The sequence below is a fragment of the Myxococcus sp. CA056 genome (assembly GCF_013336715.1).
GTDB lineage: Bacteria > Myxococcota > Myxococcia > Myxococcales > Myxococcaceae > Myxococcus > Myxococcus llanfairpwllgwyngyllgogerychwyrndrobwllllantysiliogogogochensis.
In genome coordinates, this window is the sequence record NZ_JABUMT010000004.1 from 1 (window position 1) to 11331 (window position 11331).

At 70.1% G+C, this 11331-nt stretch carries 8 protein-coding genes; 3 read left to right on the forward strand and 5 right to left on the reverse strand.

What is annotated here, in order from left to right; all coding sequences use genetic code 11:
• The first annotated feature begins 510 nt into the window (after positions 1-510).
• Entirely contained in the window at positions 511-1452 is a 942-nt protein-coding gene (locus HUA76_RS18640) for a hypothetical protein (RefSeq protein ID WP_174461645.1), read from the forward strand.
• Between the two features lie 18 nt (positions 1453-1470).
• On the opposite strand, the gene HUA76_RS18645 is transcribed toward HUA76_RS18640, so the two are convergent.
• From HUA76_RS18645 to HUA76_RS18660, 4 genes are all read right to left on the reverse strand, one after another.
• Positions 1471-3216 (reverse strand): DUF6311 domain-containing protein, encoded by a 1746-nt coding sequence (locus tag HUA76_RS18645; RefSeq protein WP_254614334.1) that lies wholly within the window; start codon positions 3214-3216, stop codon positions 1471-1473.
• 309 nt (positions 3217-3525) lie between these two features.
• Positions 3526-4782, reverse strand: coding sequence for a M12 family metallopeptidase (locus HUA76_RS18650; protein WP_174461646.1), 1257 nt, complete (start codon positions 4780-4782; stop codon positions 3526-3528).
• A gap of 173 nt (positions 4783-4955) precedes the next feature.
• A complete protein-coding gene (locus HUA76_RS18655; RefSeq protein WP_174458487.1) occupies positions 4956-5777 on the reverse strand; it encodes a mechanosensitive ion channel family protein in 822 nt (273 codons plus the stop codon).
• Between the two features lie 220 nt (positions 5778-5997).
• Positions 5998-6894: a TIGR02266 family protein gene (locus HUA76_RS18660; RefSeq protein WP_174461647.1), complete on the reverse strand. Its 897-nt coding sequence runs from the start codon at positions 6892-6894 to the stop codon at positions 5998-6000.
• A 113-nt stretch (positions 6895-7007) separates the two neighbouring features.
• Between HUA76_RS18660 and HUA76_RS18665 the strand changes: the two genes are divergently transcribed.
• Both HUA76_RS18665 and HUA76_RS18670 read left to right on the forward strand, forming a co-directional pair.
• Positions 7008-7757 carry a 1-acyl-sn-glycerol-3-phosphate acyltransferase gene (locus tag HUA76_RS18665; protein WP_174461648.1) on the forward strand — a complete coding sequence of 250 codons (750 nt, stop codon included), beginning with the start codon at positions 7008-7010 and terminating at the stop codon, positions 7755-7757.
• 39 nt (positions 7758-7796) lie between these two features.
• Entirely contained in the window at positions 7797-9470 is a 1674-nt protein-coding gene (locus HUA76_RS18670; protein WP_174461649.1) for an amidase, read from the forward strand.
• A 24-nt stretch (positions 9471-9494) separates the two neighbouring features.
• Here HUA76_RS18670 and HUA76_RS18675 read toward each other — a convergent pair whose 3' ends face one another.
• A complete protein-coding gene (locus HUA76_RS18675; RefSeq protein ID WP_174461650.1) occupies positions 9495-11258 on the reverse strand; it encodes a HEAT repeat domain-containing protein in 1764 nt (587 codons plus the stop codon).
• Positions 11259-11331 lie beyond the last annotated feature (73 nt).

Here is an 11331-nt window from a genome sequence, read left to right on the forward strand (position 1 = left end):
TGGTTGCGGTGGTGGCGGTACGATCCCCGTGTTGACCGACGTGCTGGCGTAGTCGTTCAGTCCACCCGTTTCACCCGGAGAATATCCATGCAGATCAAGACCAAGGTTCGTGGCGGTCCCCGTGGTTGCGGTGGTGGCGGTACGATCCCCGGCCCCGTGCTCAGCACGGACGTGCTGGCGTAGTTCCTGGCGTCGACTGGCTTTGCCGGTTGACCTCGGCGGTATCTGTTCCTTCAACTCAGTCTTCACCAGGAGTTCATCATGCAGATCAAGACCAAGGTTCGTGGCGGTCCCCGTGGCTGTGGCGGTTCTCTTCCCTTCCCCACGCCTGTGTTGACCACGACGGACGTGCTGACGCAGGTTCCGTAGTTTTTCGTCGGGCGCCTCGGTGCCCGTATAAGACGTAAGTCGCCAGCGGGTGGTGGACCACCCGCTGGCGACTGTCATTGCGGGCAAAGACAGCCTCCCGGGCGCCACCTCTCCGGAGTGAACTCGCGCTAGGCTGGAGGGATGTCACTCCATGCCCAGAGCTATGCCTGGCAGGCCGCGATTGTCGGCAACGCCCGTCTTGGAGGCCTGGAGCTCCGGGCGCTGATGCTCGAGGACCCGTACGCCGGGGTCTTCTGCGGGGCGCCGGACAAACCCTTCCGAGGTTTCCAGGTGGAGGGAGGCTTCGAGCCGTCCTTCTATGCCTGGTTGGACTCGATGAAGGCGCGGGGGCTCGTCGCCATCCGTTCGGTCGAGGCCCTGGACCCGGCCGACTGGGTCCTCACCACGCCTCCGCCTCCGCTCCCCAGGATGCCGGAGCTGGTGCTCGTGTTTCCGGACCGGGACGTCTGGTACCAGCACGTCTTCCCGTGGCCAGGGCCCGACGGCAAGGCGAAGACTCCCGACGAGTGCTTCAGGGAGGTTCCGGAGTCGCGCTCCTCGGCCGTCCCGTCCGTGGAGGACGCGGAGCGCGAGCTGCTCGCGGCCACCCGGGCCTATGTCGACTTCGTCGGGGCGCGGGCCCGGGCGGATGACACGACGGACGTGTTCCATGCGGAGATGGGGCGCACCGCGCTGGCGCGACTCCTGGATACGGAAGCCCAGTTCCGCGAGCGACTGGTGGCGCTGCGGGACGAGCGGCTGCGGGAGTACCGGCGCCGCGCCAAGGACTGGTACCCGGTGAAGCCGGTGACGAAGGCGATGCGCCCGCTCATCCTGGAGAACGCGGCGAAGAACCTCCAGCTCGACGACTACCTGCGCATCATGGAAGCAGCGGGGCTGTCCTGGCGGGCCGTCCGGCTGGCCTGCGCGGCCGAAAACCTGCACCCCCTCAACATGCGCCACGAGCGCACGTCCGAGGAGCAACTGCCGCCCTTCGTCAATGCGCCGGGCTATGTGGCCGTCGGCGAGCGGTTCGACCGGGCGGCGGGGGACGCGCGCAATGCCGCGGTGAACGCGCGGTAGCTTCCGGGCCGGGGCGTCTCAGCGGGGCGTGTCCACCGAGGTGCCCGTGGGGGAGGGCGCGGAGCGGGAGAGGGCTTCGCGCAAGCGTCCCTCACGCTGGGCCACGCAGACCTGGAAGCCCTCCACGGTGCCGCAGGTGACGGCGTCACCCAGTCGCCGGAAGGACTCCAGCCGGGCCGGGTCGACGATGTAGAGCGTGTCCGGAGAGAGTCGCCCCGCCGAGACGTCGGCCAGGAGCGCCTCGCAGACCTCGGAGACGCGCGCCTCGCTGAGCCGGGCTGGATAGCCGCTGTTGGTCGTCAGGCCCTGCCTGTACGCCAGGTCCCCGAAGCTCACGTAGTCGCGCTCCACGAAGGCGCTCTTGAGGCAGGGCGTCTCCGAGAGGTGGACGTACGGGGGGACGAGGACGAGGTGTCGGTAGGACGCGTCCACCAGGGCCCACTCGGGGGCCTTGAGGCGGGGCCAGGGCGTGACGGCGAAGTGGTTGCGCGTCCAGAGCTCGGCCGTGTCCAGGGACTGGAGCAGCACCGCGCCCAGCAGCAGGCCCGTGGCCACCGCGGGCCGCTGGCGCCAGCGCCACAGCGTGAGCGCGAGCAGCCCCGTCAGCACCGCGTAGTGCAAGGGCCAGATGAAGCGGCCGGAGGCCCGGAAGGGACTGAGCAGCGGCAGCAGCGGGGACACGGCCTTGCGCAGCGACAGCACCGTCACGCCCGCCACCGTCAGCACCGACGAGAGCGCCAGCACCGCGAGCAGCAGCAGCACGACGACGAGCGGAGCGTGGGTGCGCAGGCGCTCGCGCGCCTGGGCGCCCACGCCCTGGGGCTTCCAGAGGGCCGCCGCCGCGAGGGCGAGCACGCCGGTGCCCAGGTAGCCGAACCCCTCATACTGTCCACGGCCGGTGGGCAGGCCCGGCAGCACGCGGGACCAGTCCATGGGGTTGACCAGGGTGAGCAGGTCGGAGCTGAAGTAGCCGAAGCCGGCCGAGCCCGAGCGCACGCCCTGGCCCACGTAGCCAAAGGCGACGAACAGCGCCGCCGGCACCAGGCAGAGCCCGGCCAGCGCCAGGGCCGCCGCGCGCCGCGACAGGTGGTGCTCGCGCCACGTCACGGTGGCCAACAGGGACAGGGTGAGGGCGAAGACCATCACCTCCAGGTACGGATGGATGCCCGAAGCGAGCGTGTTGAGCAGCAGCGCCCACCCCAGCGCCTTCCACGCGTCGCGAGTGCTCGCGCGCGGGCGCAGGTGCACCCAGAGCATGCCGGTGAGCAGCCATTGCGCGCACAGCGTGTCGTGCCCCGTCCGGTACAGCAGCACGGGCGCGAGGACGAACAGGGCGCCCCCGAGGACGCGCTGGACGGGGCTCGGCGTGAAGAGGCCCGTCAGCCGCGCGCCCAGCCAGCCCTGGAGCATGAAGCACAGGGCGAGCCACGGGCCGATGAACTGGAAGTCCCGGGGCAGCCAGTGCGCGAAGGGCTTGAGCGCGAGCGACACCCAGGGATTCGAGTCGGAGAAGGCCACCGACATGGGCAGCGGGCGCAGGAGGCCCGGCGTGCTGCCCAAGGGAAAGCCCCAGGGCGCGTCGCGGAAGTGCATCCAGCCGAGCGCGTGCTGCGCGAAGTCGCCCCCCAGCCAGTCCAGGTCGGTGGGGTCCAGCGTGGGCCCACCGCCCACCGCCAGGTACCAGAGCAGACCGAACACCGCCGCGAGGAGCGGAGCCACCCAGGTCCAGCGGCCCTCCACGCCCGAGCCCAGGTCCGCGCTCAAGCGAGGGCTCCACTCGGGAGGAGGGGAGGTGGGGCCGTCGTGTCGAGGGACGTCGAGGCCGGGCTGCGAGTCGCGGTCATCACCACCTGCGGGGCTCCTGGACTGTCCTGGTGTCTCGCTCCCCGGCAACCCGGGGGACAGGAGGGCGAGCCATATCGTCAGTCGAGCGTCGTCGCCAGCCCCGGGGCTTCAGGCCCTGTCAGCCCGGGGTGGAGGACGGCGTGGAGGGCCGCGCCTCGCCCCCGTGGACCTCGAGCACGGGAGCGAGCGCTGGCTCCGCGCGCTTCCGCGGAAGCGCGGGCAGGGGGCTCACCACAGCATGATGGCGGACTCGCCCGCGCGCTCCTCGTAGTAGAGCCGCAGGCGGACCACGTACTCGCGTCCCCGGAACAGCTTCAGCTTGAGGGCCGCGTTGGTGCCCAGGCCGCTGTCGTCGTCACCGGCGAGGAAGCGCAGCCCCGTGCCGCTCTTCTCGAAGAGCACCATGACGGTGTCGGAGACGCCGAACGTGCGCAGCTCGTACGTGCGGGTCTCCTGGGGCGTGAAGGTGAAGTTGCGCTGCTGTCCGGGCTTGAGCTGCAGGCGCACGGACTGGAACGGCTGCAGCGCGGTGTAGTCCTGCTCGGTGAGGGGCGGGTACATCGTCCGGGCCCAGGCCTTGTCCTGGTCCGACAGCCCGCCCTTCGGGGTGAGGCCGTTGCGGAAGTACTCGATGGGCTCCTTGATGAGCCCGGGCTGGAAGGGGTACTCCATGACGGAGTCCGGGTCCCAGGTGGAGCCCTCCACCGAGCTCGCGACCAGCTTGCGGATGATGTTGTGGAACGTCGTCTCGCGGCTCCAGCTGTTGGGGGGCCGGGCCAGCGCGGCGTAGACGGCCTCCTCGTCCCAGATGATGCCCGCGTGGGGGTTCTGGTGCTCGTGCGGGAAGCCGAGCGTGTGGCCGATTTCGTGGATGGCCGTGTCGATTTCGCGCGGGTGCTCCGTGAGGTCCCAGCCGAAGTTCATCGTCCGCTCGTCCTGCCCCTGGGCGAGGATGTCCCTGCCCACGTAGGACCAGGCGCCGTCGTCGCGCATGAAGCCGATGCGCACCTCGGCCTCGTCGCGTGAGGCCACCTCCTGGAACTTCAGGCCGAGGCCCACCTGCGTCCACCGCTCGAAGGCCGCGCGCACGACGTCCTTCTCGGTGTCCGTGGTCGTCCATGGCACGAAGCGCGTGGTGCCGTTGGCCAGCCGCACCTCCTCGCCATCCGTGGCCTTGTCGAAGAAGTAGTAGTGGAGGACCGTGCCGTTGGCCCACTTCTGCTCGTTCATGCGGATGAGGCGAAGTCGGCGCGCGTTCAAGTCCGGAGGCAGTGGCCGCTCCGGGACTTGCGGCAGTGCGCAGTAGGCATAGCCGAGCGCCTTCGTGGTTTCGCTCGTCGTGGCGCGGCCTGTCTTTCCCGCCGTCCTCGCGCGAGGCGCCGCCTTGCGGCCCCGGCGAGTCGTGGGCTCGGGTGCCGCCGCGCGGGGTTTCGAGCGCCCCCTGCCTCGCGCCCCGCCCGCGTTCTGTTTGAGTTTGTCCGTCATGGTGACTCTCCCCTGGCGGTGGATGCTCCGCCCGTCAGAGAGAGTCCCGAGGTGTTTCGTGTGACGGCGCGAGGACTGGGAGGGACGCGGCCAGCGCTCGGCGCCGGCCTCGCCCGGGCAGGGAGAGACCAGCGACGTGAAGCGGCCCGGGAGGCGTGCTCCGGGGCAGTCTCTCAGCTCGCCTTGGCGAGCACCTCGTTGGAGACCTGCGGCGGAACGACATAGCCGGCGGCCATGAGAATCTCCGAGGCGGCCATCGCGACGCGGGCTTGCACGGCGCTGGCCTGGGGCTGCTTGCAGTACACGCCGATGCCCAACACGGGACCCAGCACGCTGAACTCCGCCACCTCGACGCTGGGCGCGGGTTTGGCCTGGACGTCCGGCACCAGCGCCACGCGCTCCTCGAGGGCCCGCATCAGTCCGCGGACGTCACCGCCGTGCATCATCGGAACCTTCACGACAAGCTTGCGGTGGGGGTGGTGGCTGTAGTTGACGATGTTGTCGCCGAAGAGCCGGTTGTTGCCGACGGAGATGCGCAGGTTGTCGGACGTGTCGATGGTGGTGGCGAACAGGCCAATCTCCTGCACCACGCCTGTCGCCCCCGCGGCGGAGATTTCGTCTCCCACGCGGAACGGACGCAGCACGAGCAGGAAGATGCCCGCCGCGAAGTTGGAGAGCAGGCCGGACCAGGCCGTGCCGATGGCGATGCCCGCGGCGGCCAGCAGCGCGGCGAACGACGTGGTCTCGAACCCCATCATCCCCAGGATGCCGAGCAGCAGCAGGATGGTGAGGGAGCCTGCGAACAGCGATTCGATGTACCGGATGAGCGTGGCGTCGAACTGACGCTTCTGCAGGGTGATGTTCAGCACGCGCCGGAAGGTGTTGATGACGGCGCGACCCACGAACCACAGCACCAGGGCCCCGACTGCCTTGAGCAGGAAGGGGAAGGCCTCTGCGAGTGCCAGGGTTTTCAACTGCTCGATAATGGCGTCCATGACGTTCCTGAAGCGGCGGAGAGTCCACGTCCGTGGCGCGCCAGCTTCGCGGGTGCGCATGTGCAGGGGACGGGCCAGCAGTGGGGCTGCCGGTAAGCCCCCGGATGCAAAGCACTTTCACGCCCGCGGAGGCAATCGCCCCTCGGTCTGAGCCGCCCATGGACGCGTCAGCCTCCCCCGTTGACGTGTCAGCGGGGGCCCTCCGTCAGGGGTGGGGCCCTCAAGAGAGCTTCGTGGCCGTGAGCAGCTTCTCCACCGCGAGCAGCACCGAAGCGGCGGTGGCGGGGTGCTTCACGAAGGCGGCGGGGCTGAGGTTCGACAGCCGGCCCATCAACGAGTCGGGCCCGCTCACGTTGACCAGGATGGTGCGTGAGCCCGGCCGGCCCGCGGTGCTGAGCACGTCGAGCGCGGAGCCGGTGTCGACGACGATGATGGGCGCGGGCCTGTCGCTGTCCGTCACGACGCGCAGTCCCTTCTGGTGGAACAGCTCGGTGACGAGCGTCATCAGCCGCGCGTCCGACAGGCGCACCAGGATGGGGACTCGCGTATCCAGCTCCACGGCGGTGGCCGCCTGGGGCGCGGGGCCCTTGCCCAGCTCCCGCACGTCCGTCTTCAGCAGGCCCATCACGTCCGTCTTCAGCACGCTGCGCACGCGCTGGAGCAGCGAGGCATCCTGCGTGAGGAAGGACTTCAGCCGGCGCTCGGCTTCGGGCGGCAATTGGGTGAAGGCCACGCCCATGCCGTCCTCGCGGGACCAGACCACCTGTCCCTCGGCGCGCAGGGTCTGGGAGGCGTCGGGCAGGGTGATGCGCAGCTCCAGCGTGCTGCCCACCGGCAGCGCGCGCGGGGTGCGGATGGCCAGCCCTCCGGTGCCGATGTTCTTGCTGTACGCGCGCACCACGTCGTCCTGCGTGGCGAACGTCAGCTCCAGCACCGCGTCCGCTCGCGCGGGGCGCGGGGGAAGGGGACTGCCCTCGGGTGGCAGCGCGCCCAGCTCCAGGAGCACGTCGCGCAAGAGCTCCAGTCGTTGCTCGTCGTCGGGGCCGAGCGGTCGGGTTCGTTGTCGCTCGAGCAGCGCCTTGTACTCCTCGAGCGCGTTGACGCGTGGACTTCCCATGGAGCCCCCCTGCCTGCCTGGACTTCCGTGCAGCCTGCCATGTCCCCGCGGAGGCGCGCGAGAGGTCCGCTTCCACCCTGTCGTGATGGATACACCCTGGTATAGCGGGCCGCATGGACGTTCCCTGTGCGCTCCCTCCCCGCCCGGGTCTGCTGTCGAGCCTGCTGCGCTGGAGCGCGGCCTGCGCGGCGATACCTCCGCTGCTGACGCCCGCGCTGTTGCTGGGCCCGGTGAGCCAGGGGGCGTCGGATGCACTCATGCGCGCCTGGTGCCTCTGGGCGCGGCGGGTCTTCGGCGTGGACGTGGAGGTGGTGGACCACAACGCGGGCCGGTACGACGCCGCCGCGTACGTCTTCCTGCAGTTGAATCAGACGAGCCTGAGCGAGACGTTCGTGACCCCCCCGGCGCTGCCGCGACCCGCGCTCATCTTCATGAACCTGGGGTTCGCGGTGCTGCCCTTCGCGGGGTGGGTGCCGCTGTCGCAGGGCTCCACGGTGGTGGTGCGGCAGTGGCATGCGCAGGCGCGGCGCGCGGTGGACCGGGCCACGGAGGCGCTGCGGCGGGGGGCCAGCTACTACATGTCCATCGAGGGACTGCGCAGCCCCGACGGCGCGCTGGGGCCCTACAAGAAGGGCGCGGCGGTGCTCGCGATTCGCTCCGGGGCGACCATCGTCCCCATGGTGTTCCACGGAGCGCGCGCGGTGCTTCCCGTCGGCGAATGGCGTGTGCGCCCGGGCCGGGTGCGCGTCGAATTGCTGCCCGCGATGGAGACGCGGGGCCTGCGTTACGAGGACCGGGATGTGCTCCTCCAACGGCTGCGTGAGCTCGCGGAGGCTCACGGGCTGGGGCGGCCGCCGGGGTGAAGTCCCACGTCGGGGCCGGCCCCGAGTAGGCTCGGCGTCATGTCCTACCAACGCAACCCGGTGAAGGCGCCCCGCGTGTCGGGGTTCGCGCTCAAGGCGTTCGTCAACACCCTGGAGAGTGGGGTCGGCGCTCCCGTGCTGGAGAAACTGGTGCGGGACAGTGGCATCACCCAGTGGCGCGAGCTGCCCGCGGGTGACGCACCTCCGCTCCAGTTCCCGCTGCCGCCCGGTGCGCCCGCGACGGAAGTCCAGTCCCCGCAGGAGCAGGCCGCGCGTGCCATCGCCGCGCAGGCCGTGACGCCGGAGCGCGAGACGGTGGGCTCGTACGCGCGCGCCTACCGGGAGGGGGGAGCGGACCCTGTCGCCGTGGCGCGGCGGTTGAACGAGGCCATCGACCGGCTGGAGCGGGGCGAGGCGCGGATGGGCTTGTTCATCGCGCGCAAGCCCGACGAGGTGCTCCGCGCCGCCGAGGCGTCCGCCGAGCGCCTGCGCGCTGGTCGTCCGCTGAGCGTGCTGGACGGTGTGCCCGTGGTGCTCAAGGACGAAGTGGACCTGGCGGGTTTCCCCACGACGTTGGGGACGCGGTTCCGCAATCAGGTGGCCTCGACGGACTCGACGGTGGCCGCGCGCCTGCGGGCCGCGGGCGCGCTCATCCTGGGCAAGGCCAACATGAATGAGATTGGCATCAACCCCATCGGGTTGAATCCGCACCACGGTGCCGCGCGCAACCCGTGGAACCGGGCGCACATCACCGGGGGCAGCTCCAGTGGCTCGGCCGCCGTCGTGGCCGCGGGCCTGTGTCCGCTGAGCATTGGCGCGGATGGCGGTGGCTCCATCCGGATTCCGGCGGCGCTGTGCGGCATCGTCGGGCTCAAGGCGACCTGGGGCCGCATCCCGGAGACGGGCGTGCCGCCGCTGTGCTGGAACGTGGGCCACGTCGGGCCCATGGGACTCACCGTCGACGACGTCGCCGCGATGTATTCGCTGCTGGCGGGGCCGGATGGCAAGGACCTGGTCTCGCAGACGCAGCCGCCGCATCACCTGTCTGGTTACGAGCGCACGGATTTGATGGGGGTGCGGCTGGGCATCTGCTGGCCCTACTTCGAGGATGCCTCGCCGGACGTGGTGGCGCGCTGCAAGGACGCGGTGCGCGCCCTCACCGACGCGGGCGCGACGGTGGTGGAGATTCCCGCGCCTGACTTGAACACGGTGCTGTGGACGCACAGCTGCATCATCCTGAGCGAGATGGCGGAGTCGATGCTTCCGCACTCGCGCGCCAATGCCGCGGACTTCGGGCTCGACTCCCGCACCAACCTGGCCATCGGCCGGCACTTCCGCGCCACGGACCTGATTCATGCGCTGCGCCACCGCCACCGGCTGACTCGCGACTTGTTGGCCGTCATGGCGGACGTGGACGTCATCGTCACGCCGTCGACAGCCACCACCGCGCCGCTCATTCCGGAGGCGACGTTGCCGGATGGCGAGTCGAACCTGCCCGTGGTGGATGCGCTGATGCGCTTCGTGCGCGAGGGCAACCTGACGGGCTTCCCCGCGCTGTCGGTCCCGGCCGGCTTCGACCGCGCGGGCCTGCCGGTGGGTGTCCAGCTCATGGGGCGCCCGTATGAGGAGCACCTGCTCCTGCGGCTGGGCCGCGTGGTGGAGCGCGCCACGGCGGTGCGGACTCCCGCCATCCACGTCACGGCCTTGCGCTGACCTGGCGCGCGGTGTGCGCGCGTGTCACGGCGCGGAGGGCTTCATGGGCCTGGCGCGCCGACTCTCCCGGGTGGACATCTCCAGGGTGCCGTCGGGTGTGACGATGACGTCGCCGCCCGCGCAGGAGATGAACAGCCGGCCGTCTTCCATCGTCCCGGCGACCTTGGGCGAGCCGGGCAGCACCCTCCAGGGCTCGGCGACATAGGAGTCACCCTTGGGGACGATCCGGTACATCATTCCGCGATGGCTGGAGAGGTGGGCCAGTCCCGTGACGGCGACGAGGGTGTCGCCGATGCGGTGGATGGACCGCGTGTTCTCCTTCAGCAGCACCGAGGTGGCGCGCTTCGCGCTCCGGTGGACCAGCTCGCCTCCCCACTCTCCCCGGTTGGTGCCCAAGAGGTGCCCGTTCGCGACGCGCAAGCCACAGCCCGGCTCCGCCTGGAAGTTCTGGACGCGCCAACCCTTCTCGGCCCGGGTGCGCACCTGCATGGGGTACTTCAGTGGCTTGAGGTCCTTCTCGGAGAGTTCGTCGCTCCCCGGGACGAAGGGCGGCTCGACCGGGTTGGGCGTGTCGTCGACCGAGAACCGGTAGTGGAGGAACTCCGAGGGAAAGTGCGGATCCTCGGTGTACGTGGCCTCGCCCCGGATGACCTTGATGGCCTGGAGCGCTCCCTTGCGCACGAAGGGATACCAGTGCTCCTTCGCGACGCGCTCCAGTGGCCCCACGGCTTTCTGGGCCTTGAACTTTCCGAGGGCCTCGACCGAGACGATGACCATCCGCCAGTCCTTCTCGTCGTTGAGCTGGGCGATGAGCAGGTCGGTTGCGTCCGTGTACTGGAGGTAGCCCATGGCATGGACCGCCGCGACGCGTATCTCCCAGTTCTCGTGGGTCAGCAGCTCGACGAGGGCACCGCCGGCTCCGCGCCCGTCCTGACGCAGCTTCGCGAGGTCTCGCAGCAACGGGATGGTGGGCTCGACACGCAGCTGTTGGGCGAAGAGCGCCGCGGTCAGCTCGGGGCGGATGCTGATGAGCGCCAGGTCGATGTCCCGCTTCAACCGGGGCGTCTTCTCACGAAACTGCTCGAGCCTGTCGGCGGCGGGCTGGGCGAGAAAGCCGATGCATCCCAGCAGTCGTATCGCGTGGACCTGGTTCTTGGGATGGGTCTTCTCCTCCGCCATCACCGCGAGGAGCGGCTCGATGGCGGGGCTCGCCTTGTCCTTCATTTCACGCAGCAGCTCGCAGGCGACGTCAACGTACGCGGGTTTCCGGGGCTTGGGAGCGCGCAGTGACTCCGTGAGCGCGAGGGCTCCCTTGCCGCCCGCCGTTTCCAGGGCGCCCGTGAGCTGGTTGTATCTCGAGGGGTATTCATCGAGGGCCTCCGTGAGGAAGGCCAGGGCTCGAGGCGTTCCGATGTGGCCGATGGCCCGCTCGACCCACGGCGTGCCCTGACGCTGCGCCTCGATGAGCGGCTCCAGATGCTGCTCGGTGAGCCCCTCGATGTCGCCCAGGGTGTAGCCCGCGAGCACGCGCACGCCCACCTTGTCGCTGTCGAGCATGGCGAGCAGCGGGGGAATGGCGGCCGCGCCATGGGCCTGAATGGCCGTCGCCAGGGCTTGTCGTTCCTTCTGGATTCCCGAATCTTCTACTTCGTCGTCCGTTTTCGAATCGTCATGCGCGACGTCCTGGAAGCGATCCAGGAGGTCCGTAAGCGGCTCGCGAGCGTCGGGCGTCGGCGCGGAGCCCAGGGCCAGGGTGGTGGTGAAGGCGATGATGAGGGCGAAGCTCAATTCCAGGCCTCCGGGACGCGCGGATGGGTGGACAGCCTACACCTGGGCCGTGACACACGAATCGGGAACGGGG